The organism is Pseudomonas frederiksbergensis (assembly GCF_001874645.1).
GTDB lineage: Bacteria > Pseudomonadota > Gammaproteobacteria > Pseudomonadales > Pseudomonadaceae > Aquipseudomonas > Aquipseudomonas frederiksbergensis_B.
In genome coordinates this window covers 739,521-761,828 of the sequence record NZ_CP017886.1, presented here as the reverse complement: position 1 = coordinate 761,828, position 22,308 = coordinate 739,521, and the positions used below count along the sequence as shown (strand labels likewise).

At 58.2% G+C, this 22,308-nt stretch carries 23 protein-coding genes and 4 tRNA genes; 21 read left to right on the top strand and 6 right to left on the bottom strand.

The window, feature by feature from the left end; genetic code table 11:
* The first annotated feature begins 172 nt into the window (after window positions 1–172).
* From accD to BLL42_RS03740, 11 genes are all read left to right on the top strand, one after another.
* On the top strand, window positions 173–1,093 hold the full coding sequence (accD, locus tag BLL42_RS03790) for an acetyl-CoA carboxylase, carboxyltransferase subunit beta (protein WP_071550846.1): 921 nt from the start codon (window positions 173–175) through the stop codon (window positions 1,091–1,093).
* Window positions 1,090–2,397 (top strand): bifunctional tetrahydrofolate synthase/dihydrofolate synthase, encoded by a 1,308-nt coding sequence (gene folC, locus BLL42_RS03785; RefSeq protein ID WP_071550845.1) that lies wholly within the window; start codon window positions 1,090–1,092, stop codon window positions 2,395–2,397. The genes accD and folC overlap by 4 nt, the downstream gene beginning before the upstream one ends.
* The gene (locus BLL42_RS03780) at window positions 2,381–3,043 is read left to right on the top strand and encodes an SPOR domain-containing protein (protein ID WP_071550844.1); all 663 of its coding nucleotides are present in this window, start codon (window positions 2,381–2,383) and stop codon (window positions 3,041–3,043) included. The genes folC and BLL42_RS03780 overlap by 17 nt, the downstream gene beginning before the upstream one ends.
* A 98-nt stretch (window positions 3,044–3,141) precedes the next feature.
* The gene (locus BLL42_RS03775) at window positions 3,142–3,702 is read left to right on the top strand and encodes a CvpA family protein (protein ID WP_071550843.1); all 561 of its coding nucleotides are present in this window, start codon (window positions 3,142–3,144) and stop codon (window positions 3,700–3,702) included.
* A 41-nt stretch (window positions 3,703–3,743) separates the two neighbouring features.
* A complete protein-coding gene (gene purF / locus BLL42_RS03770) occupies window positions 3,744–5,249 on the top strand; it encodes an amidophosphoribosyltransferase (RefSeq protein WP_054596632.1) in 1,506 nt (501 codons plus the stop codon).
* An 83-nt stretch (window positions 5,250–5,332) separates the two neighbouring features.
* On the top strand, window positions 5,333–6,544 hold the full coding sequence (locus BLL42_RS03765; protein ID WP_071550842.1) for an O-succinylhomoserine sulfhydrylase: 1,212 nt from the start codon (window positions 5,333–5,335) through the stop codon (window positions 6,542–6,544).
* Window positions 6,541–7,317, top strand: coding sequence for an SDR family oxidoreductase (locus tag BLL42_RS03760; RefSeq protein WP_071550841.1), 777 nt, complete (start codon window positions 6,541–6,543; stop codon window positions 7,315–7,317). Before BLL42_RS03765 ends, BLL42_RS03760 begins: the two co-directional genes overlap by 4 nt.
* Window positions 7,318–7,477: 160 nt before the next feature.
* Window positions 7,478–7,553 (top strand) — tRNA-Val (locus BLL42_RS03755).
* 54 nt (window positions 7,554–7,607) lie between these two features.
* Window positions 7,608–7,684, top strand: a tRNA-Asp gene (locus tag BLL42_RS03750).
* A 95-nt stretch (window positions 7,685–7,779) separates the two neighbouring features.
* Window positions 7,780–7,856 (top strand) — tRNA-Asp (locus BLL42_RS03745).
* A 256-nt stretch (window positions 7,857–8,112) separates the two neighbouring features.
* Complete coding sequence (locus BLL42_RS03740; protein WP_071550690.1) at window positions 8,113–9,138, top strand: IS110 family RNA-guided transposase; 1,026 nt, start codon at window positions 8,113–8,115, stop codon at window positions 9,136–9,138.
* A gap of 276 nt (window positions 9,139–9,414) precedes the next feature.
* On the opposite strand, the gene BLL42_RS03735 is transcribed toward BLL42_RS03740, so the two are convergent.
* On the bottom strand, window positions 9,415–10,698 hold the full coding sequence (locus BLL42_RS03735; protein ID WP_071550840.1) for an NAD(P)/FAD-dependent oxidoreductase: 1,284 nt from the start codon (window positions 10,696–10,698) through the stop codon (window positions 9,415–9,417).
* 184 nt (window positions 10,699–10,882) lie between these two features.
* On the opposite strand from BLL42_RS03735, the gene BLL42_RS03730 reads away from it, so the two are divergent.
* Window positions 10,883–10,959: transfer RNA gene (locus tag BLL42_RS03730), tRNA-Val, on the top strand.
* A 277-nt stretch (window positions 10,960–11,236) separates the two neighbouring features.
* Complete coding sequence (locus BLL42_RS03725) at window positions 11,237–11,959, top strand: metallophosphoesterase (protein WP_071550839.1); 723 nt, start codon at window positions 11,237–11,239, stop codon at window positions 11,957–11,959.
* A gap of 16 nt (window positions 11,960–11,975) precedes the next feature.
* On the opposite strand, the gene BLL42_RS03720 is transcribed toward BLL42_RS03725, so the two are convergent.
* A complete protein-coding gene (locus BLL42_RS03720; protein ID WP_071550838.1) occupies window positions 11,976–12,158 on the bottom strand; it encodes a hypothetical protein in 183 nt (60 codons plus the stop codon).
* Window positions 12,159–12,362: 204 nt separating this feature from the next.
* Here BLL42_RS03720 and BLL42_RS03715 point away from each other — a divergent pair, with 204 nt between their 5' ends.
* Window positions 12,363–12,563, top strand: a complete 201-nt coding sequence (locus BLL42_RS03715; RefSeq protein ID WP_071550837.1) for a hypothetical protein — start codon at window positions 12,363–12,365, stop codon at window positions 12,561–12,563.
* 290 nt (window positions 12,564–12,853) lie between these two features.
* Window positions 12,854–13,309, top strand: a complete 456-nt coding sequence (locus tag BLL42_RS03710; RefSeq protein ID WP_071550836.1) for a DUF2214 family protein — start codon at window positions 12,854–12,856, stop codon at window positions 13,307–13,309.
* A gap of 273 nt (window positions 13,310–13,582) precedes the next feature.
* Here the strand turns inward: BLL42_RS03710 and csrA are convergent, their stop codons facing one another.
* Window positions 13,583–13,777, bottom strand: a complete 195-nt coding sequence (csrA, locus tag BLL42_RS03705; RefSeq protein WP_007920550.1) for a carbon storage regulator CsrA — start codon at window positions 13,775–13,777, stop codon at window positions 13,583–13,585.
* Between the two features lie 249 nt (window positions 13,778–14,026).
* On the opposite strand from csrA, the gene BLL42_RS03700 reads away from it, so the two are divergent.
* Window positions 14,027–14,392, top strand: a complete 366-nt coding sequence (locus BLL42_RS03700) for an SPOR domain-containing protein (RefSeq protein ID WP_071550835.1) — start codon at window positions 14,027–14,029, stop codon at window positions 14,390–14,392.
* A gap of 14 nt (window positions 14,393–14,406) precedes the next feature.
* Here BLL42_RS03700 and BLL42_RS03695 read toward each other — a convergent pair whose 3' ends face one another.
* The 3 genes from BLL42_RS03695 to BLL42_RS03685 form a co-directional block, all read right to left on the bottom strand.
* On the bottom strand, window positions 14,407–15,096 hold the full coding sequence (locus BLL42_RS03695; protein ID WP_071550834.1) for an endonuclease: 690 nt from the start codon (window positions 15,094–15,096) through the stop codon (window positions 14,407–14,409).
* Window positions 15,097–15,100: 4 nt separating this feature from the next.
* Entirely contained in the window at window positions 15,101–15,352 is a 252-nt protein-coding gene (locus BLL42_RS03690; protein WP_330220782.1) for a DUF1654 domain-containing protein, read from the bottom strand.
* A gap of 227 nt (window positions 15,353–15,579) precedes the next feature.
* Window positions 15,580–16,668 carry an asparaginase gene (locus tag BLL42_RS03685; protein WP_071550832.1) on the bottom strand — a complete coding sequence of 363 codons (1,089 nt, stop codon included), beginning with the start codon at window positions 16,666–16,668 and terminating at the stop codon, window positions 15,580–15,582.
* A gap of 348 nt (window positions 16,669–17,016) precedes the next feature.
* On the opposite strand from BLL42_RS03685, the gene BLL42_RS03680 reads away from it, so the two are divergent.
* From BLL42_RS03680 to BLL42_RS03660, 5 genes are all read left to right on the top strand, one after another.
* Complete coding sequence (locus tag BLL42_RS03680; RefSeq protein WP_071550831.1) at window positions 17,017–17,472, top strand: hypothetical protein; 456 nt, start codon at window positions 17,017–17,019, stop codon at window positions 17,470–17,472.
* Window positions 17,473–17,706: 234 nt separating this feature from the next.
* Complete coding sequence (locus BLL42_RS03675) at window positions 17,707–18,660, top strand: sugar ABC transporter substrate-binding protein (RefSeq protein WP_071550830.1); 954 nt, start codon at window positions 17,707–17,709, stop codon at window positions 18,658–18,660.
* Between the two features lie 57 nt (window positions 18,661–18,717).
* The gene (locus tag BLL42_RS03670; protein ID WP_071550829.1) at window positions 18,718–20,271 is read left to right on the top strand and encodes a sugar ABC transporter ATP-binding protein; all 1,554 of its coding nucleotides are present in this window, start codon (window positions 18,718–18,720) and stop codon (window positions 20,269–20,271) included.
* A complete protein-coding gene (locus BLL42_RS03665) occupies window positions 20,268–21,266 on the top strand; it encodes an ABC transporter permease (RefSeq protein WP_071550828.1) in 999 nt (332 codons plus the stop codon). The genes BLL42_RS03670 and BLL42_RS03665 overlap by 4 nt, the downstream gene beginning before the upstream one ends.
* A 3-nt stretch (window positions 21,267–21,269) precedes the next feature.
* Window positions 21,270–22,289: a LacI family DNA-binding transcriptional regulator gene (locus BLL42_RS03660; protein ID WP_071550827.1), complete on the top strand. Its 1,020-nt coding sequence runs from the start codon at window positions 21,270–21,272 to the stop codon at window positions 22,287–22,289.
* The last annotated feature ends 19 nt before the right edge of the window (window positions 22,290–22,308 follow it).

Below are 22,308 nucleotides of genomic sequence, written 5' to 3'. Positions count from 1 at the left end.
AACAGGTGTACTGCATAAGGCAGGCATGGCTGAGGGTTATTGGGTTGTACGAAGGTCAGTCTTGCTGACCCGGCCATCCACCGATCATCGCCGCACACATGAATTTAGCTCAAGGGCATACGCGGGGCTGCGAACCAAAGCGTTCGAGTCGCCGGTACTGGAGAAAGAAAGCATGAGCAACTGGTTAGTAGACAAACTGATCCCTTCGATCATGCGTTCCGAGGTGAAGAAAAGCTCGGTGCCTGAAGGTCTGTGGCACAAATGCCCGTCCTGCGAGGCGGTGTTGTATCGTCCGGAGCTGGAAAAGACCCTGGATGTTTGCCCCAAGTGCAACCACCACATGCGCATCGGCGCACGTGCGCGGATCGACATCTTCCTTGACGCCGAAGGCCGTGCCGAACTGGGCGCTGACCTGGAGCCGGTTGATCGTCTGAAGTTCCGCGACGGCAAGAAGTACAAGGATCGCCTGACCGCTGCGCAGAAGCAGACCGGTGAAAAAGACGCGCTGATCTCCATGAGCGGTACCCTGCTGGGCATGCCGGTTGTGGTGTCGGCATTCGAATTCTCCTTCATGGGCGGTTCGATGGGCGCGATCGTCGGCGAACGCTTCGTGCGTGCGGCCAACTACGCGCTGGAAAACCGTTGCCCGATGATCTGCTTCGCCGCTTCCGGTGGTGCGCGGATGCAGGAAGCGCTGATCTCGCTGATGCAAATGGCCAAGACCTCTGCGGTACTGGCGCGTCTGCGCGAAGAAGGCATTCCGTTCATCTCCGTGCTGACCGACCCGGTCTACGGCGGTGTTTCCGCCAGTCTGGCGATGCTCGGCGACGTCATCGTCGGTGAGCCGAAAGCCCTGATCGGCTTTGCCGGTCCGCGTGTTATCGAGCAGACCGTGCGTGAAAAGCTGCCGGAAGGCTTCCAGCGCAGCGAGTTCCTGCTGGAGCACGGCGCGATCGACATGATCATTGCGCGTCAGGAGCTGCGCCCGCGTCTGGGTAACCTGCTAGCACAACTGATGGGCCTGCCGACGCCTGAGTTCGTGGCTGCGCCAGTCGAGCCAATCATTGTTCCGCCGGTGCCTGCAAACCTATGACCGAACGTACCCTTGGCGATTGGCTCGCCTACCTTGAGCAGTTGCATCCGTCAGCCATCGACATGGGGCTTGCGCGCTCGCAAGAGGTAGCGTCCCGGATGGGATTAGGCAAGCCGGCGCCTCGGGTGATTACGGTCACCGGCACCAATGGCAAGGGCTCTACCTGTGCGTTTGTGGCGTCATTGCTGCGAGCGCAAGGGCTCACGGTCGGTGTCTACAATTCTCCGCACCTGCTGCGTTACAACGAGCGGGTGCAGGTCAACGGCGTCGAAGTCACTGATGCGCAACTGTGCGAAGCCTTTGCTGCGGTCGACGCCGGGCGCGGTGAAATCTCCCTGACGTACTTCGAGATGGGCACTCTGGCAGCGTTCTGGCTGTTTCAGCGTGCAGGTCTCGATGCGGTGGTGTTGGAGGTCGGCCTCGGCGGGCGTCTGGATACCGTCAACCTGGTGGATGCCGATATCGCGCTGGTCACCAGCATTGGTGTTGACCACGCAGATTATCTCGGCAATACCCGCGAATCCGTCGCCTTCGAAAAGGCCGGCATCTTCCGTCAGGGCGCGCCTGCGCTTTGTGGTGACCTCAACCCGCCTCAACCTTTGCTGGATAAAGCGCGCGAACTCCATTGCCCGTTCTTCCTGCGGGGTCGTGATTTTGATTTGGGTGTCACCGAGCAGAACTGGCAGTGGCGGGGCGTCGATCTCAAAGGGTGTGCGATTGAATTGCACGATTTGCCGCTGCTCGATCTGCCGATGGAAAACGCCGCGCTGGCGTTGCAGGCTTATGCGCTGCTGGGTTTGCCATGGCAGGCTGAGCAAATTGTCGCTGCATTGAAAGCAACGACAGTGATAGGGCGTCTGGATCGCCGTCAGTTCAACTGGCACGGCAAGCGTCTGAACCTGATGCTGGATGTGGGCCATAACCCCCATGCCGCCGAGTATCTGGCTCAGCGTTTGGCTCGGCGGCCAGTGGCGGGTCGACGTTTGGCGGTATTTGGCTTGTTGGCCGACAAGGATCTCGATGGAGTTGTCGGCGAATTGAGTGGTAGTGTCCAGCATTGGGCTGTCGCCCCGCTCGATTCTGCGCGCGCACGTCCGGTTGCGGATTTGCAGGCTGCGTTGCAGAACCTTGGGGCGTCGGTAACATCCTATGCAAGTGTTGCGGATGCCCTGGAAGGGCAATGTGCGCTGGCGACGGCGGAAGATGAAATTCTGCTGTTCGGATCATTTTATTGTGTTGCCGAGGCCCTCGAATGGTTGGCTCGGCGCTCCACGGAGGAAGCTGCACATGGCTTTGCTGGATAACGCGTACAAGCAGCGGATGGTTGGAGCTCTGGTTCTGGTGGCATTGGCGGTGATTTTCTTGCCGATGCTGTTTTCCCGACAAGATGAGCAGCGCCAGGTGGTGGTTCACGCCCCGGCTGCACCTCAGGCCCCGGCAATGCCGCAAGTGCAGGTCGAGCCCGTGGTGGTGCCGGAGCCGCAAGCGCTGCCGCAGGAGCCGGTTCCAACTGATGACGAAATTGCCGCGGAGCAAACACCGTCGAAACCGGTTGCCCCTGGCGCGTCTATCACACCGGCCCCGGCTGTCGCCAAGCCGGTAACGCCGCCTCCTGCGCCGAAACCTGCACCTGCACCTGCTGCCGCGCAGCCGGTCGCTGTGGCGCCGAGCAAGCCTGATACCAGCCAGAGCCGCGTCGACGCCAATGGCCTATCGGTCAGTTGGTCGGTGCAGCTGGCCAGTCTGTCGAGTCGCGAAAGTGCCGAAAGCTTGCAGAAAACCCTGCGTAGCCAGGGTTATAACGCCTATATCCGTTCCGCCGATGGCAAGAACCGGGTGTTTGTCGGGCCGTTGATCGAGCGTGCAGAAGCTGATCGGCTGCGTGACCTGTTAGGTCGTCAGCAGAATCTCAAAGGCTTTGTCGTTCGCTTCCAGCCTGAGCGCGGCTGACGCTAACTGACTGATTTAAAATGCACTTGCAATCGCAGCTTACCGACAGCCATGGGCTCTGCTAAAATGCGCCGCCTTATCCGTCTGTAGGCTGCACTGTGCCATTTACCTGGGTTGACTGGGCGATCGTTGCGATCGTCGCCATCTCCGCTTTGATCAGTCTGAGCCGCGGCTTCGTCAAGGAAGCCTTATCGCTGCTGACCTGGATCATCGCAGGGGTCGTTGCCTGGATGTTCGGTGGCTCACTGTCCGAGTACCTCGCCGGATACATCGAAACGCCGTCGGCTCGCGTGATCGCGGGCTGTGCCATCATGTTTGTCGCCACCTTAATGGTGGGCGCAATGATCAATTACCTTATCAGCGAACTGGTTCGCGTCACCGGCCTGTCCGGGACCGATCGTTTTCTTGGTATGGCCTTCGGCGCGGCGCGTGGCGCGCTGCTGGTGGTCACTGCGGTCGGGCTCTTGAGTCTCGGCCCGGTACAGCAAGATCCATGGTGGCGGGAGTCAAGGCTCGTGCCACAATTTCTATTAGTTGCAGACTGGTCCAAAAACCTCATATTAGGGTGGAGCAGTCAGTGGCTGGCCAGCGGTATCAGCGTACCCGTTGACATACCGTTCAAGGAGCACCTCTTGCCGACGGCCAAAACGCCGCAGTGAGATGTGTTCAGTTCAGTTTCATTAAGTAGGGGTTGCGTCGCATGTGTGGCATCGTCGGTATCGTCGGTAAGTCGAACGTCAATCAGGCGCTGTATGACGCGCTAACCGTCCTCCAGCACCGCGGCCAGGACGCTGCCGGTATCGTGACCAGCCATGATGGCCGGTTATTCCTGCGCAAGGATAATGGTCTGGTTCGTGACGTTTTTCATCAGCGTCACATGCAGCGCCTGGTCGGCCACATGGGCATTGGCCATGTGCGTTATCCGACTGCGGGCAGCTCGACTTCGGCCGAGGCTCAGCCGTTTTACGTCAACTCGCCCTATGGCATCACCCTGGCGCACAACGGTAACCTGACCAACGTTGAACAACTGGCCAAGGAGATTTACGAATCTGACCTGCGCCACGTCAACACCAACTCCGATTCGGAAGTGCTGCTCAACGTGTTCGCTCACGAGCTGGCCCAGCGCGGCAAGTTGCAGCCAACCGAAGAAGACGTGTTTGCGGCCGTCACTGACGTGCACAACCGTTGCGTCGGTGGTTATGCGGTCGTGGCAATGGTGACCGGTTATGGCATCGTCGGTTTCCGTGATCCGCACGGCATCCGCCCGATTGTCTTCGGTCAGCGTCACACCGACGAAGGCGTCGAGTACATGATCGCTTCCGAAAGCGTTTCCCTGGACGTGCTCGGTTTCACCCTGATTCGCGACCTGGCGCCGGGCGAAGCGGTCTACATCACTGAAGACGGCAAGTTGCACACCCGTCAGTGCGCAACCAATCCATCGCTGACTCCATGCATCTTCGAACACGTCTACCTGGCGCGTCCGGACTCGATCATTGACGGCGTTTCGGTTTACAAGGCCCGCCTGCGCATGGGTGAGAAACTCGCCGAGAAGATCCTGCGCGAGCGTCCAGAACACGACATCGACGTGGTCATCCCGATTCCGGATACCAGCCGGACTGCGGCTCTGGAGCTGGCGAACCACCTGGGTGTGAAGTTTCGCGAAGGCTTCGTGAAGAACCGCTACATCGGTCGGACCTTCATCATGCCGGGCCAGGCTGCACGGAAAAAATCCGTACGCCAGAAGCTCAACGCCATCGAGCTGGAATTCCGCGGCAAGAACGTGATGCTGGTGGACGACTCGATCGTTCGCGGCACCACCTGCAAGCAGATCATCCAGATGGCTCGCGAAGCCGGCGCCAAAAACGTCTACTTCTGCTCGGCAGCGCCAGCCGTGCGTTATCCGAATGTGTACGGCATCGACATGCCGAGCGCTCACGAGCTGATCGCTCACAATCGCACGACTCAGGACGTGGCTGATTTGATCGGCGCTGATTGGCTCATCTACCAGGACCTGCCGGACTTGATCGAAGCGGTTGGCGGGGGCAAGATCAAGATCGAGAACTTCGACTGCGCGGTGTTCGACGGCAAGTACGTCACCGGCGACGTCGACGAGGCTTACCTGAACAAGATCGAGCAGGCGCGTAACGATGCCTCCAAGGTCAAGACGCAGGCAGTCAGTGCGATCATTGATCTGTACAACAACTGAGTTTCTACCGGCCCTGAGGGGCCGGTTTTGTATCTACCCATAAAGAACTTTTATCTATCAAAAACGGGGCAAGGAGTGACAGCATGAGTCAGGATTGGGATGCCGGTCGGCTGGACAGCGACCTCGATGGTGTAGCGTTCGATACCCTGGCCGTACGCGCCGGTCAGCACCGCACGCCGGAAGGCGAGCACGGTGATCCGATGTTCTTCACTTCAAGCTACGTGTTCCGTACCGCTGCCGATGCGGCGGCGCGCTTCGCTGGCGAAGTGCCGGGCAACGTTTACTCGCGCTACACCAACCCGACCGTTCGCGCGTTCGAAGAGCGGATTGCCGCCCTCGAAGGTGCTGAGCAGGCAGTGGCAACGGCCACCGGGATGGCAGCGATTCTTGCGGTGGTGATGAGCCTGTGCAGTGCTGGCGATCATGTGCTGGTGTCGCGCAGCGTGTTCGGCTCGACCATCAGCCTGTTCGAAAAGTACTTCAAGCGTTTTGGCGTCGAAGTCGATTACGTGCCCCTGGCGGAACTGTCCGGCTGGGACGCGGCGATCAAGGCCAACACTAAATTGCTGTTTGTCGAGTCGCCGTCCAATCCGCTGGCCGAACTGGTGGACATCACCGCGCTGTCGGAAATCGCTCATGCCAAGGGCGCGATGCTGGTGGTCGACAACTGCTTCTGCACGCCGGCCTTGCAGCAACCGCTGAAGCTCGGTGCGGACGTGGTGGTGCATTCGGCGACCAAGTTCATCGACGGACAGGGTCGTTGCATGGGTGGCGTAGTGGCCGGTCGCGGCGAGCAGATGAAAGAAATCGTTGGCTTCCTGCGCACTGCCGGGCCGACCTTGAGTCCGTTCAACGCCTGGATCTTCCTCAAGGGCCTGGAAACCTTGAGCTTGCGCATGAAGGCGCATTGCGCCAATGCTCAGCAGCTGGCCGAGTGGCTGGAACAGCAGGGCGGCATCGAGAAAGTTCATTATGCCGGCCTCAAGAGCCATCCGCAGCATGAGTTGGCTCAGCGCCAGCAGAAGGGTTTTGGCGCAGTGGTGAGTTTCGAGGTCAAAGGGGGTAAAGACGGCGCCTGGCGCTTTATCGATGCCACGCGTTTGATTTCGATCACCGCCAACCTCGGTGACAGCAAGACCACCATTACCCATCCGAGCACCACCTCTCACGGTCGCCTGGCGCCGCAAGAGCGTGAGGCTGCTGGGATCCGCGACAGTTTGATCCGGATTGCGGTCGGCTTGGAAGATGTGGCTGACCTGCAAGCGGATCTGGCGCGCGGGCTGGCTGCCTTGTGATCGAGTTGTCCACGCCTGCGAGTGGCGCTAATGGCCGGGTTGCACTGGTCACGGGGGCTGCGCGCGGCATAGGTCTGGGGATTGCCGCCTGGCTGATCAGCGAAGGCTGGCAGGTGGTGCTGACCGATCTTGATCGGGTGCGCGGCTCGAAGGTTGCCAAGGTGCTGGGTGACAGCGCCTGGTTCATCAGCATGGACGTGGCCGATGAACAGCAGGTGGCGCAGGGCGTTGCCGAGGTGCTTGGGCAGTTCGGTCGCATTGATGCGCTGGTGTGCAATGCGGCGGTCGCTGATCCGCACAACATCACGCTGGAAAGCCTCGATCTGGCGTATTGGAATCGAGTGCTGGCGGTGAACCTCAGTGGGCCGATGCTGTTGGCCAAGCACTGCGCGCCTTATTTGCGCGCTCACAGCGGCGCCATCGTCAATCTGGCCTCAACCCGGGCCGCGCAGTCAGAGCCGGACACCGAGGCTTACGCGGCGAGCAAGGGCGGTTTGCTGGCATTGACTCATGCGTTGGCTATCAGCCTGGGGCCGGAGATTCGGGTCAATGCGGTCAGTCCCGGCTGGATCGATACGCGTGATCCGGCGGCGCGACGTGCCGAGCCGCTGAGCGATGCGGATCATGCTCAGCATCCGGCGGGGCGGGTAGGGAACGTCGAGGACGTAGCGGCGATGGTGGCCTGGCTGCTGTCGAAGAATGCCGGGTTTGTCACGGGCCAGGAGTTTGTGGTCGACGGTGGCATGACCAAGAAAATGATTTATAGCGAGTAACCGTTGCGCTGGGGCCGCGATGGATGTGGCTTGAAGTTGGGGGTGTTGCTGGTTGGCGCCCTGGAAGATGACATGAATTTGTCTTTTTTAGAAAAACTTCAAGCGGGCTATTGACTTAGCTTCGGTATCTGCGTAAATTTCGCGGCCTCAGAGAAGCAAAGGGTGATTAGCTCAGCTGGGAGAGCGTCTGCCTTACAAGCAGAATGTCGGCGGTTCGATCCCGTCATCACCCACCACTTCTTGAGTCTTGTGAAAGCAAGAAGGAAGCTGTAAAAAGCCTCCACCGACGCGCAGCGGTAGTTCAGTCGGTTAGAATACCGGCCTGTCACGCCGGGGGTCGCGGGTTCGAGTCCCGTCCGCTGCGCCATATTTTCCAGATCGGGTTTTCCCGGTTTGAGATTGAAAAGCTTACAAGATTTTCAATCCGACAACGGTTCACACAGACGCAAGTCTGAGCGATACGCAGCGGTAGTTCAGTCGGTTAGAATACCGGCCTGTCACGCCGGGGGTCGCGGGTTCGAGTCCCGTCCGCTGCGCCATATCTGCCTCAAGGCCCACTGAACGCCTTGAAGCTACGAAGAAAGCCACTGGCTACTTCGAGTCGATAGCAAAGACCCTGGTCGAAAGACCGGGGTTTTTTGTGTCTGGAATTTGGATTTGAGCCCCCGCCATGTCAAGGTGGTGACTAAGTTCACTTCAAAAAAACCGCCTGTTGGCGGTTTAATGAGATGGTCACCCCCACACCCTGCGAGGGCTACGCTTTCGCAGGGTGTTTTGTTTTCGGAGGCCATCATCATGAGCGAGTCAGCGCTGATCGGAATCGATCTCGGTAAACACAGTTTCCATCTGCACGGCCAGGACAAATCCGGGCGAGAGGTGTTTCGCAAGAAGCTCTCGCGCCCACAGATGATGCAGTTCTTCGGCAACCTACCGGCCTGTACCGTGGTGATGGAGGCGTGTGCCGGCGCGCATTTTGTCGCTCGTCAGCTGATCGCCATGGGGCATCAGGCCAAACTGATTTCTCCGCAGTTCGTCCGGCCCTTCGTCAAGGGCAACAAAAACGACTTCGTGGATGCCGAGGCCATTTGCGAAGCCGCTTCACGTCCGTCGATGCGCTTCGTCTCGCCTAAAACCGAGGCCCAGCAGACTCTTTCCGTTCTGCACCGCCTGCGCGAATCGCTGGTGCACGACCGCACCAAAGCCGCCAATCAGATGCACGGTTTCCTGTTGGAGTTTGGTATCAGCCTGCCCAAAGGTCTGGCGATCATGAAACGTTTGGCGAGTATCTTGGCCGAGCATGAGTTGCCGGTTCGGCTCACCGGGCTGTTGCAACAACTGCACGATCACTTCGTTTGCCTGGATGAGCAGATCAAGGAACTGGATAAAGAGCTGGCAAGCCAACTGGCCGCCGATGATCTGGGCAGTCGCCTGCTGAGCATGCCGTGTGTCGGCCCGATCACCGCCAGCCTGTTGGCTGTCGAAATGGGCGACGGCCAACAGTACAAGTGCAGTCGCGACTTCGCCGCGTCTGTGGGTCTGGTGCCCAGACAATACAGCACCGGTGGCAAGGCGAATTTGCTCGGCATCAGCAAGCGCGGTGACAAGCACCTACGGCAATTGCTGGTGCAGTGTGCTCGGGTCTACATGCAAAGGCTGGACTACCAGCGCGGCCGTTTGGCCGACTGGGTACGCTCAATGCTGACGCGACGCCACTCGAACGTGGTGGCCTGTGCCTTGGCTAACAAGCTGGCGCGGATCGCGTGGGCGCTAGCGGCCCACCATACGCAGTATGAAGCAGGGCCAGACGCGCTGAACGCCTGACCCTGCGGTTGTTGCAGTACCACGAACCACCCTTCAGGTTTTGCGATAGCTGAACAACGGATGACGTGAACGGCCCACCGGCCTGACGAACAACCTGGCACAAAAATCGGCTTTAGAAAGCCGTCGGTTTTTTCAGGATCGTCAGGCGCGACTCTCATCGTGGCGCGGGGCATGCCCCAAACAGACGCCGGATAGATTTAAGCAAGCCAACCACTTCACCCATTAATCAGTATTGCAAAAACGGGGGTGACCATAGATTTTTGTATTCGCGATCAATCAAAAGTCGAACTTGTCTCGCAGGCCGTAATACCAGGCACCCAGCGCGGCGAATGGTGTGCGCAGCAGTTGGCCGCCGGGGAAAGGGTAGTGCGGCAAGTCGGCAAAGGCATCAAAACGCTCTGCCTGACCGCGCAAGGCCTCGGCCAGAACTTTGCCTGCCAGGTGCGTGTAAGTCACGCCATGGCCGCTACAGCCTTGGGAGTAATAGATGTTGTCGCCCAGGCGGCCGACCTGCGGCAGGCGCGACAAGGTCAGCAGGAAATTGCCGGTCCAGGCGTAGTCAATCTTCACATCCTTGAGCTGCGGGAAGGCCTTGAGCATCTTCGGTCGAATGATCGCTTCGATGTTGGCCGGATCCCGAGCGCCGTACACCACGCCGCCGCCGAAGATCAGGCGCTTGTCACCAGTAAGGCGATAGTAGTCGAGCAAGTAGTTGCAGTCCTCGACACAGTAATCCTGAGGCAGCAGGGTCTTTGCCAGTTCATCGCTCAGGGGTTCGGTGGTGATCACCTGGGTGCCGCACGGCATTGATTTGGCGGCCAGCTCTGGAACCAGATTGCCCAGATAGGCGTTGCCGGCGACGATGATGAACTTCGCCCTGACCTTGCCTTGAGGTGTGTGAACCACTGGATTGACGCCACGCTCGATGCGTATGGCTGGCGACTGTTCGTAAATGCTCCCGCCCAGCGACTCGACGGCCGCGGCTTCGCCCAGAGCGAGGTTGAGTGGGTGGATGTGGCCGCCACTCATGTCGAGCATGCCGCCCACGTATTGATCACAGGCGACGACTTCGCGTATGCGGCGCTTGTCCAGGAGTTCCAGCTGGGTGTGGCCGTAGCGTTCCCACAGGCGCTTCTGCGATTCCAGATGGCTCATCTGCTTGCTGGTAATGGCTGCAAACACACCACCGTCCTTCAGGTCGCACTGGATCTGGTATCTGGCCACGCGGTCGCGAATGATCTTGCCGCCTTCGAACGCCATTTGACCGAGCATTTGCGCTTGCTTGGGGCCAACGCTGCGTTCGATTACATCGATATCGCGGCTGTAACTGTTAACGATCTGACCGCCGTTGCGACCCGAGGCGCCGAAGCCGACTTTGGCGGCCTCCAGGACCGTCACCCGAAACCCGTTCTCCAGCAGAAACAGTGCGCTGGACAGGCCGGTATAGCCCGCGCCAATGACGCAGACATCTGTCTCTACGTCATCCTGTAGTAATGGGCGCGAGGGGGCGGCGTTGGCCGACGCGGCGTAATAGGATTCCGGATAAGGGGTGTTCGCCATCCTGCAGCCTCTGTTTAATATATTTTACGAGTGCTCCGATCCTACCTGAGTTAAAAATCGACTGCCAGCTACCCCGGATACCTTCTTTGCAGTACCAAAATTAAATATTTTGCATATTCATAGGGTTAGGTGAAAAAAAGGTGTTGACACCCCTCCGGAATTCCGTAGAATGCCGCCTCACAGCAGGCACGTAGCTCAGTTGGTTAGAGCACCACCTTGACATGGTGGGGGTCGTTGGTTCGAGTCCAATCGCGCCTACCAAACAAAATCCGCTCTGCTGGGCGGTCTAGAAGGGCTCACCGAAAGGTGGGCCCTTTTTTGTGCTTGGCGATTTTCAACGCTTTTGCAAAACCTCCAGCGCACTGCACCTTCAAGTCGGTATTTACCTTCGGAAATGGCTGAGTTCGAAGCGTTCAAGGGGGTAGCATAAGAGTCGCAAGCGAGGCGAATACACTGACCGCGATTTGATCCGCGCACTGGCCTAAACCCAACTGCACTGGATTGAAAAGGGCCTTATGAAGGTGCCGGGGGTGGCAGCATGACCCAGGTTCAGCGTTTCACAATCAACACCGTCGGCCGCGATTTTGCCGTGGGTGATATTCACGGCCATTTCACCAAACTTCAGGCTGCGCTTGATGCTGTTGGCTTCAACCCCGCAACCGACCGCCTCTTCAGTGTTGGCGATATGGTTGACCGCGGCCCCGAATCTACTGACGTTGACGTGTGGCTGGCCAAGCCATGGTTCTTTGCCGTGCAGGGCAATCATGAGCAAATGGCGGTCGATGCCCATCGGCTCAGCCATAAAGGCCAGGCCAGCTACATACACATGATCAACGGTGGCGCCTGGCTGTACGGTCTGTCCACCGTTGAACAGGCCTTCTATGTCGATCTGTTCGCCGTGCTGCCTATCGCTATTGAAGTCATGACACCTATTGGTCTGGTGGGGATCGTGCATGCCGATTGCCCGTTCGATGATTGGGCGCAAATGCTTGGCGTCCTCGAACAGGAGCAAGGCGCGATGCAGCGGAGTGTCCAGACAATCTGCCAGTGGTCGCGCGCACGCATTACCAGCGAAAACGACACTGGCGTCAGTGGCATCAGGGCGGTGCTCGTCGGCCACACGGTGGTCCTTCAGCCGACAGTGCTGGGCAACGTCTACCACATCGACACGGGCGGATGGAGGGGCGGCCACTTCACGCTGATTGATCTGGCCACTCTCGAGTGCTTCCCGCCGGTCAATCCAGAGCTGTGCAGCAGGTGAGTGAGTGGCGGGTAGATCAAGAGGCTGCGTACTCGAGATACAGCCTTTCGAGAGCCTCTTGGTACTTGTCTCCTGTTAAAGACTTTTTCAGAGCTTCCATGGCTTCGAGTGCTGAAGCGGCAGCCAGGACCTCTTTTTCTCCCCGGTGTGCAGCGCGCAGTCTTGCTGCTGCAATGATCGAATCTTCAGTCGTTGGCATCGTGTTGCCCTCGAAGGACTCAGTCTGACTGATGCCGGCAGTCCATCACCGATTCTACCCCCGAGATAGGCCATGACAATCAGGCAGCCCACCCGGATCGCGCCACGGTCGCTGGGGCGGCGCGTGCCGACTACCGACTCAAGTGCGGCGTGTGTGCGGTTCAGGCGTAAAATGGCTGGGCTACTTCATCAAAAGGAGCCAACTATGAACTCCGACCAAATGAACAAACGGACGGCTGGAGAAAGAGTCGTTTGGGATCAGTATTTTTGTGCTGCGCTGATCGCGGAAAGCAATCTCACGGCACCGACGGTAGGGGGCCCAAAATCGAATCACGAAGACAGGCAGAATCTATTGGTTGATAGAGCCAAAGTTCTTGCTGACAAGATGATGGAGCACCGGCAATAAACAGAGCCCAGCCATTGCGCTGGGCTCTTCATTTGCATGGGGCAATGAGCGATGCGCAGGCGAAAAAAAACCCGCAGGTGGGCGGGCCTTTTATCGATAGGGGCGTTGATCCTTCAACTCGCGCAAGTGTGCTCTGCGGCTCAAGCCCAATCAACCGAATGGCGACGAAACGCCAAAATAAAAAGGCGGGAGCGGGAGCGGGATGGTTGCTTGTCTTGTGCGCGAAGCCAGGCGTTTTGGGCTACTACTGACAGACCGACATTTTTTCGTCTTGAATGGGGAGCAATTCGATGCTGGTTCACTGGTTTCTCGCAGCGGTCCATCTCTTGGCTTATGCCCTGGCGCTCTGGGGAGTACTGACGCGTGGTATGGCTTTTCGTCGAGTGGCCTCGGATGGTGTGGGGGCTCGTAGTGTTTTGCTGGCAGATAACTTCTGGGGGATCTCTGCATTGATTCTTCTGATTAGCGGCGGGCTCCGTGCCTTTGGCGGGTACGAAAAGGGGGCGGACTATTACCTGCATCAGCCGCTGTTCCATCTGAAAATGACTTTATTCGTCATCATCCTGCTGCTCGAGATTGCCCCGATGGTGGCCTTGATCAAATGGCGGATCGCTTTGAGCCGAAGTGCGCCGATTGATGTCGGGCGAGTCAGTCTCTTCGCGCGTATCAGTCATATCGAGGCGCTGTTGATTATCTTGATGGTCGTGGCCGCGACAGGCATGGCGCGAGGTATGACGTTTGGATAGTCGGCTGACGTTGCGCTAAGGATTGGAGCGCCCAGGCCGGCTGTGAGGTTTTCACCGGGCTGAATCCGAATCGTCTGACAGCAAGGCTCATGGCGATGTCGTTAGTATCATCGGCGGGGGGTGCTGTTGTAGTGGGGCTGCTGGCGTTGGTCGGTGATGGTAGCGATTTTGGCGTGCGCCGTTGTCATGGCGAAAGGAGGCGGGAGGTCGCGCGCAGAATCTTTAGCCAGCCGTTGCTGTGAGAGGAAAGGCTGGCTACTGATTGCTGACGGCTCAGGGGGTTTCGCGCTTGTCCGGCGCAGTAAGACCCGCCTGAATACGCTGGTAGATTTCTTCGCGATGCACCGCAACGTCTTTCGGGGCATTGATGCCGATTCTGACTTGCTGGCCGCTAACGCCCAGAATGGTGATGGTAATGTCATCACCGATGTTTATGCTTTCACCGACTTTGCGGGTGAGTATCAGCATGATCTTCTCCTTGATAGCTTTGTAGGGCACCTGACTCAAACAATGCAGATGTCGGTAGTACCTATAGATTAGTGCGAAGTGTCACGGTTTGGGTGCCTCTTTCTGACGTGCAGACGCTGCATTAATTCCCAAGGTGCGACTATACAGAGGCGAGAAACATCATTCTCGTTGTTTTGAGGCCTGATTACCGGGTCGTGAGGCATTCTCGGGTGATAAAATCCTGGCTTTTGGCATTCAGAGGGGAAAGTTGTGCGCAAAATGGCGTTGGTGGTCGCGGTATTGGTACTGGCTGGGTGCGGTCAGGAAAAGGCCGGGGAGTCGAAAAAGCCTCAGGCGCCGGTTGTCTCTGCACCCGCAGTGGCTGCAGCACCGCAATGGGATGTTCTGGTTCAGGGCGAGACCGTGCAGGCGATCAGTGATCTCACCGGCTGGCTGATCGAACACAGTTTTGTTTCCTACGTGGTCACGCAAGACGGTAAACAGCGCGTGCTGGTCGGGCCGTTCAGCTCCAAAGCCGAAGCCGAGGCAAGGCAGGTCGAGCTGACCGCAGCCTTGGCCAAGGCGAAGAAGATGAATATCGAATCAATGGTCGTTGAGCACGGCGCGGCTCAATAATTGACTCCACTTGATTAACCACAAGCCTTCATGTCTACGGGGCCGACGAACTCATTGCCGCGCCCCATCACACACGCCACGCTCTGATTGCGTTGGCGCTCCCAGCTTTGTACCGGGTAAGTCTTGTTCCAGGCTTCGTAGAGTTGTCGATCCTGTTTGGACAGTCGCAAACCGTATTGCTTGCTCATGTAGAAATAAGTGCGAGCGATCATCCCGCGAATAGACGGGCGGGGCATGACCTTCTTGGCTTTGAAGTCGACCTGGGTCAGGCACGAGCCGTATTGCCCGGATTGCACAGGGAGCCAGCCAAAGCTGAAATTGCTGCGGTCCCCGTTCACCTCGCCGATGCTGGGCACGAGGTTGTGCAGATCGGCCTCGGCGCGCTGATAGGTCGGGTCGTGGCGTGTGCAGTTCTTGCGGCCGCCCTGTTGCCAGCACTGGCGTTGGTGACCGATCTGCCACGCAGGAACGATGTGCTCCCATTCGATACGTGCAGCGCGGTTGGCGTTTTTACGTGGCACATACCCGCAGGCTTTCAGATCGACCCGATTGCCCGTGTATTTGCAGCCACAATAGAACTCGGTGGACTGTGGGGCGTAGAGTTTCCAGGCGACCTTTTTCGCCTCATTGAAGGTGCGTGGCGCATCCGCCTGAGCGCAGGCAACAACGAAGAGCAACAGCAAAGCAAAACAACGAACAATCATTGAATCAGTCTTCCTTCGGCACAACCCAGAAAATCTGCACGCCGCCATCGTCGCGATAAGCGAGGGTGACGTTGTCGTTCTCGGCGATTTCCTCGAGCAAGCGCTCCCATTCATCTACTGGTTCGTCGGGGAGGCGGAAGATCAAGGCGGCCTTGGCTTTTTGGGCGGTCGGGGAGTTGATGATTTTTTGAATGCGCAAACCGAGTCGTTCGTAGGTGCCTGGAGGGTTAGTCGCTGCTGAAGAGGTCGTGGCCACGGAGTAATCCTTATTAAGCTGTACGTGCATACAGTATTTAACTGTGGGCATTTTCGCAACTGCTTAAGATTCAAGAAAATCCTCTGACAGCGATTTTTTCCGTTTGGTGTAAACCGGTTGGAGATTATTCAGAAGAAATAGCGGGGAAGGCGGGAGGGTAGTTCACTCGCCCGAGCGGGCGAGTGGGGGTGGCAAGCGTCCGACCGGATCGGGCCGGACGCAATCAATCAGTACTCCCAGAACATCCGTTGCAGCTCTTTGCTGTCCGAAGTCTTGGTCAGCGCAACCATCGTCAGAATGCGAGCTTTTTGCGGGTTCAGGTCATGCGCAACGACCCAGTCATACTTGTCGTCTGGCTGTTCGGCGTTGCGCAAGACAAAGCCGCCGGCATTGACATGGGAAGAACGAATGATCTGCACGCCATCCTTGCGCAGTGCTTGCAAGGTGGGAACGACACGCGAAGACACCGAGCCATTGCCGGTGCCGGCATGGATGATGGCTTTGGCGCCAGATTGGGCCAGGGCCTTGTAAGCAGTACCGTCGACATTGCCATAGGAATAGGCGATCTCGACGTCAGGCAGGCTCTTGATGGTTTTGATGTCGAATTCCGAATCCATGGTGTGACGCTTGGCTGGCAAGCGGAACCAGTAGGATTTCCCTTCGACTATCATGCCCAATGGGCCCCATGGGCTTTTGAACGCTTCGGTCTTGATGTTGATCATTTTGCTGACATCGCGACCCGACTGAATCTCGTCGTTCATGGTGACCAGCACGCCTTTGCCGCGAGCATCTTTGCTGCTGGCGACGGCGACGGCGTTGTACAGGTTGAGCATGCCGTCAGCCGACATTGCGGTGCCTGGGCGCATCGAGCCGACAACGATGATTGGCTTGTCGGTTTTTTCCACCAGGTTCAGGAAGTAGGCGGTCTCTTCCAGGGTGTCGGTGCCGTGAGTAATAACGATGCCATCGACGTCTTTGCTGTCGGCCAGTTCGGCCACGCGGCGACCCAGTTGCAGCAGGTTTTCGTTGGTGATGCTCTCGGAGGCGATTTGCATCACTTGCTCGCCGCGAACGTTGGCCAAATGGCTCAGTTCAGGGATGCCGGCAATCAGCTGCTCGATCCCGACTTTTGCGGCCTGGTACGTAGCGCTGTTGGCTGAGCTGGCGCCAGCACCGGCAATCGTGCCGCCTGTGGCGAGGACTACCACGTTTGCCAGTTTCTGTTGGGTTTCGACTTCTTTTGCTTGCAGTGCAGCCGGGAGGAGCAGCAGGAGGGCCAATGCGCCCGGAACAAAGGTATTGAAGGCAGATTTCATTGTTTTCTCTCTAATAGTGATGACGGTGCTGATGCAGGTTCATCTAGAAACACCCCAAGCAGATCTGTCGCCGGGGTACCCAGTAAGAGCAGGATCTGTACCAGTCATACTTCGGATTGAAAATTATCTTAACTATCTGATTTATATCAATTTATTGTTTAATTGGCGCAGCGCTGAAGGCGATCGCCGTCCGGGTTTCCGAATATGTTTAACGGGCGCGTTCGGATGTCCGAAAATGCCTACACTGCAAGTCGATGATTTCCCACATTTAGAGGGGGCATTAGCGCTAAAGAAAACCGCTCAGAGGTCGATGGTCCTTTCAGGATCATTTTTTGTGCAGGAGCTCATATGTCCATTTCAGTCGGCTTTCCAAACGCGGGCGGCATCACTATTGGTGGCAATTCGCTCGCTACGGTCAGCGCATTGAGCGACGCGACGACAGACGCTTCGACGCAATTGGTGGGTAGCAAGGAGGGTGACAGCAAGCAAGTCAGGACAGGCCCGGTGGGGCAAAACCCGGAGACGGAGGCCAAAGCGGATGACGGTGGTAACGTCAGCGTCACGGTGAAGATGCTGCTTCAGCGCATGAAGGAACTGCAAGAACAACTGCGCCAGCAACAACAGCAACTGGCTGCCGCCCAGGCCGCGTCATATCCGACGCCGGAAGCCAAGACCACGGCGGTCATGGCGATTCAGGGGCAGATCGCTGAGACCAACGGTGCGCTGATGGAGGTGGCCAGCAGCCTGGTCAAGGAGCTGGCCAAGGGCTCCAGTAGCGGATCGATGGTCAACACCACGGCATAATTGGCATTGCCGTTTTTTGCCAGCCAGACCACAAAGCGGTTTTTTCTGACCGTTGACAAATGTCAGCAGGGTTCGCATAGTCTGGCCTACGCAAACGTTTGCGCGACCCTGTCGACGGTTTGACTTCGTTGACACGACGATCCTCGTTCCCGCGTGTCAAGGCGCTGGTGAACGGATTTGAAGCGTATGCAGCGCAAGCGTTGCTCAGAATAATCATAAGATCGGAGTGAACTCATGAAGCTGCCATTCGCTGGACGTCTTCTCGCTGTCGCTATGCTGGCTGCCGCATCCGCTGCTTTGCCCCTCTCTTCGGCCTTCGCCGACACTGAAAAACCTAAAGTCGCGCTGGTCATGAAGTCCCTGGCCAATGAGTTCTTCCTGACCATGGAAGAGGGTGCCAAGGCTTACCAGAAAGAACATCCCGCCGATTTCGAGTTGATCTCCAACGGGATCAAGGACGAAACCGACACCGCCAACCAGATCCGCATTGTCGAGCAGATGATCGTCTCCAGGGTCAATGCGCTGGTGATCGCGCCTGCGGATTCGAAAGCGATGGTGCCGGTCATCAAGAAAGCCATCGACGCGGGTATCACGGTCATCAACATCGATAACCAACTCGACCCGGCGGTGCTCAAAAGCAAAAACCTCAGTGTGCCCTTCGTCGGTCCGGACAACCGCAAAGGCGCGCGTCTGGTTGGCGAATACCTGGCCAGGCAACTGAAAGCTGGTGATGAAGTCGGCATCATCGAAGGCGTTTCCACCACCACCAACGCTCAGGCACGCACCGCAGGTTTCAAGGACGCGATGGACGCGGCGCAGATCAAGGTCGTGTCCTTGCAATCCGGCGAGTGGGAAATCAACAAGGGCAACCAGGTTGCCTCGTCGATGCTGAGCGAATACCCGGAAATCAAGGCGCTGCTGGCGGGTAACGACAGCATGGCGGTCGGTGCCGTTTCGGCGGTGCGCGCCGCAGGCAAGGCGGGCAAGGTGCAAGTAGTGGGTTACGACAACATCAACGCCATCAAGCCGATGCTCAAGGATGGCCGCGTCCTGGCCACTGCTGACCAATTTGCGGCCAAACAGGCGGTGTTCGGTATCGAGACCGCGCTGAAAATGCTCAAGGGCGAAAAGGTCGACAGCGGCACCAACGGCGTCATCGAAACTCCGGTTGAACTGGTTACCCAGTAATCATTCTGGCGACACAACGGCGCTCGCCTGTTCGGGCGAGCGCATGGAGAGTTTTTTATGTCAGTTTGTGCCCCGAACGCGGTCCTTTCGGTCAGCGATATCGGCAAGACGTATGCGCAACCGGTATTGACCGGCATTGACCTGACGCTGATGCGTGGTGAAGTGCTGGCATTGACCGGCGAGAACGGTGCTGGCAAAAGCACGCTGTCGAAAATCATTGGCGGGCTGGTCGCTCCGACCACCGGTCAGATGCAATTCCAGGGGCGCGATTACCGTCCTGGCAGCCGAACCCAGGCCGAAGAACTGGGCATTCGCATGGTCATGCAGGAGCTCAATCTGCTGCCGACTTTGTCTGTCGCGGAAAACCTGTTTCTCGATAACCTGCCCAGCAATGGCGGATGGATCAGTCGCAAGCAGCTGCGCACAGCGGCAATCGCAGCGATGGCTCAGGTCGGGCTCGATGCGATCGATCCAGACACGCTGGTCGGTGAGTTGGGAATCGGTCATCAGCAAATGGTCGAGATTGCGCGCAACCTGATCGGCGACTGCCATGTACTGATTCTCGACGAGCCGACAGCGATGTTGACGGCTCGCGAAGTCGAGATGCTCTTTGAGCAAATCACCCTCCTGCAAGCCCGTGGCGTGGCGATCATTTATATTTCCCATCGGCTGGAAGAGCTGGCGCGGGTTGCTCAGCGCATCGCGGTGTTGCGTGACGGCAATCTGGTCTGTGTCGAACCGATGGCCAACTACAACAGTGAGCAACTGGTCAATCTGATGGTGGGCCGCGAATTGGGCGAGCACATCGATCTCGGTCCGCGGGAAATCGGCGCGCCGGCCCTGACTGTCAGAGGACTGAGCCGTTCGGACAAGGTTCGGGATGTGTCTTTCGAGGTGCGCAGCGGCGAAATTTTCGGGATATCCGGTTTGATCGGGGCGGGGCGCACGGAACTGCTCCGCCTGATCTTCGGCGCGGACGCAGCAGACAGTGGCACGGTCGCCCTCGGTTCGCCGGCGCAGGTGGTGAGCATTCGTTCGCCCGCCGACGCGGTCGGTCACGGCATTGCCCTGATCACCGAAGATCGCAAAGGTGAGGGCCTGCTGCTGACTCAGTCGATCAGCGCCAACATTGCCTTGGGCAATATGCCGGTGATCTCCAGTGGCGGCATTGTTAACTCGGGTGACGAGCTGGCGCTGGCGCAGCGTCAGATCGACGCCATGCGCATTCGCAGTTCCAGCCCTGCGCAGTTGGTGTGCGAGTTGTCGGGAGGCAATCAGCAGAAGGTGGTGATTGGCCGCTGGCTTGAGCGAGAGTGTTCGGTGCTGTTGTTCGATGAGCCAACTCGCGGCATTGATGTCGGTGCCAAGTTCGATATTTATGCGTTGCTCGGCGAGCTGGCGCGTCAGGGCAAGGCGCTGGTGGTGGTGTCCAGCGATCTGCGCGAACTGATGTTGATCTGCGACCGTATCGGCGTGTTGTCGGCCGGACGTTTGATCGACACTTTCGAGCGCGACAGCTGGACTCAGGATGATTTGCTTGCCGCCGCTTTTGCCGGCTACCAAAAACGTGATGCGTTGCTCCATGAAGCGGCGCCTAGGGATCTCCCATGAAAACTGCAATGTCTGCTGGCAAGCCTGCAATGTCCGTTGGCAAACGTAGTGGCAATTTTTACGGCCTCGGTACCTACTTGGGCCTGGCCGGTGCCTTGCTGGCGATGATTGCGCTGTTCTCGGTCTTGAGCAGCCATTTCCTCTCTTACGACACCTTCAGCACACTGGCCAATCAGATCCCGGACCTGATGGTGCTGGCAGTCGGTATGACGTTCGTGTTGATCATCGGTGGCATCGACCTCTCGGTAGGTTCGGTGCTGGCATTAGCGGCCTCGACCGTCAGTGTGGCGATCCTCGGCTGGGGCTGGAGTGTCTTGCCGGCAGCGCTGCTGGGCATGGCCACCGCAGCATTGGCCGGGACCATCACCGGTTCGATTACCGTGGCCTGGCGCATTCCGTCGTTTATTGTTTCGCTCGGTGTGCTGGAGATGGCTCGCGGCGTTGCCTATCAGATGACCGGCTCGCGCACGGCCTACATCGGTGATGCCTTTGCCTGGTTGTCGAATCCGATTGCCTTTGGTATTTCACCGTCATTTATTATCGCGTTGCTGGTTATCTTCATCGCCCAGGCGGTGTTGACCCGTACCGTGTTCGGTCGCTACCTGATCGGTATCGGCACCAACGAGGAAGCTGTGCGTCTGGCAGGTATCAACCCAAAACCTTACAAGATTCTGGTGTTCAGCCTGATGGGGTTGCTGGCGGGTATTGCCGCGCTGTTTCAGATCTCGCGCCTGGAAGCGGCGGACCCGAATGCCGGTTCCGGCCTGGAGTTGCAAGTCATCGCTGCCGTGGTGATCGGTGGCACCAGCCTGATGGGCGGTCGTGGTTCGGTGATCAGCACCTTCTTCGGCGTCCTGATCATTTCTGTATTGGCCGCAGGGTTGGCGCAAATCGGCGCGACCGAACCGACCAAACGTATCATCACCGGCGCGGTGATCGTGGTCGCGGTGGTGCTGGACACCTACCGCAGCCAACGTGCAAGTCGACGGAGCTGAATCATGGCAACGATCAAGGATGTAGCAGCGCTCGCGGGGATCTCCTATACCACGGTTTCCCACGTGGTAAACAAGACCCGGCCGGTCAGTGAAGAGGTTCGGCTCAAGGTCGAGGCCGCGATCAATAGTCTGGACTATGTGCCCAGCGCCGTGGCGCGCTCGCTGAAAGCGAAGACCACCGCAACCATCGGCCTGCTGGTGCCCAATAGTCTCAACCCGTACTTCGCGGAGTTGGCCCGTGGCATCGAAGATTACTGCGAACGAAACGGCTACTGCGTGATCCTCTGCAACTCCGACGATAACCCGGACAAACAGCGCAGTTACCTGCGGGTACTGCTGGAAAAGCGCATCGACGGGCTGATTGTCGCATCCGCAGGGGGTGATAGCGGGTTGGCGCAAGGGTTGGCTGGCGTGCGTACACCGATGGTGATTGTCGACCGTGGGTTGGAGGGGCTTGATGCGGACCTGGTGCGCATCGACCATGAATACGGTGCTTACCTGGCGACCCGGCATTTACTCGAACTGGGTCACCGCGACATCGCCAGTATTGGCGGTCCGGCACATACCAGCGTGGCGCAGATGCGCCTGGCAGGTTATTGCCGGGCCCTGAAAGAGGCGGGCGTCGAAGTGCCGAGCGAGCGGATGCTCGAAAGCGACTTCACCAGCACCGGGGGTTACAACGCGGCGGCAATATTGCTGGAAAAGAATCCGCCCAGCGCGATCTTTGCCGGCAACGACATGATCGGTATCGGCGTACTTCGAGCGGCCGCCGAGCGCAATATCCGGGTGCCGAGTGAGCTGTCGGTCATCGGTTTCGACGATATTCAGATGAGCCGTTATGTCTATCCGGCGCTGACCACGGTCGGCCAGTCGATCCTGCAGCTTGGCGAAATGGCTGCGGAGGTACTGTTGCGACGGATCGCAACACCTGAACTGGCGACCGATCAGCGGATCGTGACGCCCAGCATTGTCATGCGAGAGTCGACCGCGCCGCTGGCCGGCGTATTCGACCAATACCGCTGAGGCGAATTGATGAGTAGTG

Excerpts from the sequence above, each read along its gene's own strand:
- accD (WP_071550846.1), top strand. The coding sequence starts at position 173 with ATGAGCAACTGGTTAGTAGACAAACTGATCCCTTCGATCATGCGTTCC.
- BLL42_RS03725 (WP_071550839.1), top strand. The coding sequence starts at position 11,237 with ATGACCCAGGTTCAGCGTTTCACAATCAACACCGTCGGCCGCGATTTT.
- BLL42_RS03735 (WP_071550840.1), bottom strand. The coding sequence starts at position 10,698 with ATGGCGAACACCCCTTATCCGGAATCCTATTACGCCGCGTCGGCCAAC.
- purF (WP_054596632.1), top strand. The coding sequence starts at position 3,744 with ATGTGTGGCATCGTCGGTATCGTCGGTAAGTCGAACGTCAATCAGGCG.
- BLL42_RS03685 (WP_071550832.1), bottom strand. The coding sequence starts at position 16,668 with ATGAAATCTGCCTTCAATACCTTTGTTCCGGGCGCATTGGCCCTCCTG.
- BLL42_RS03720 (WP_071550838.1), bottom strand. The coding sequence starts at position 12,158 with ATGCCAACGACTGAAGATTCGATCATTGCAGCAGCAAGACTGCGCGCT.
- BLL42_RS03710 (WP_071550836.1), top strand. The coding sequence starts at position 12,854 with ATGCTGGTTCACTGGTTTCTCGCAGCGGTCCATCTCTTGGCTTATGCC.
- BLL42_RS03780 (WP_071550844.1), top strand. The coding sequence starts at position 2,381 with ATGGCTTTGCTGGATAACGCGTACAAGCAGCGGATGGTTGGAGCTCTG.
- BLL42_RS03665 (WP_071550828.1), top strand. The coding sequence starts at position 20,268 with ATGAAAACTGCAATGTCTGCTGGCAAGCCTGCAATGTCCGTTGGCAAA.
- BLL42_RS03670 (WP_071550829.1), top strand. The coding sequence starts at position 18,718 with ATGTCAGTTTGTGCCCCGAACGCGGTCCTTTCGGTCAGCGATATCGGC.
- BLL42_RS03765 (WP_071550842.1), top strand. The coding sequence starts at position 5,333 with ATGAGTCAGGATTGGGATGCCGGTCGGCTGGACAGCGACCTCGATGGT.
- BLL42_RS03660 (WP_071550827.1), top strand. The coding sequence starts at position 21,270 with ATGGCAACGATCAAGGATGTAGCAGCGCTCGCGGGGATCTCCTATACC.
- BLL42_RS03740 (WP_071550690.1), top strand. The coding sequence starts at position 8,113 with ATGAGCGAGTCAGCGCTGATCGGAATCGATCTCGGTAAACACAGTTTC.
- BLL42_RS03675 (WP_071550830.1), top strand. The coding sequence starts at position 17,707 with ATGAAGCTGCCATTCGCTGGACGTCTTCTCGCTGTCGCTATGCTGGCT.
- BLL42_RS03715 (WP_071550837.1), top strand. The coding sequence starts at position 12,363 with ATGAACTCCGACCAAATGAACAAACGGACGGCTGGAGAAAGAGTCGTT.
- BLL42_RS03695 (WP_071550834.1), bottom strand. The coding sequence starts at position 15,096 with ATGATTGTTCGTTGTTTTGCTTTGCTGTTGCTCTTCGTTGTTGCCTGC.
- folC (WP_071550845.1), top strand. The coding sequence starts at position 1,090 with ATGACCGAACGTACCCTTGGCGATTGGCTCGCCTACCTTGAGCAGTTG.
- csrA (WP_007920550.1), bottom strand. The coding sequence starts at position 13,777 with ATGCTGATACTCACCCGCAAAGTCGGTGAAAGCATAAACATCGGTGAT.
- BLL42_RS03680 (WP_071550831.1), top strand. The coding sequence starts at position 17,017 with ATGTCCATTTCAGTCGGCTTTCCAAACGCGGGCGGCATCACTATTGGT.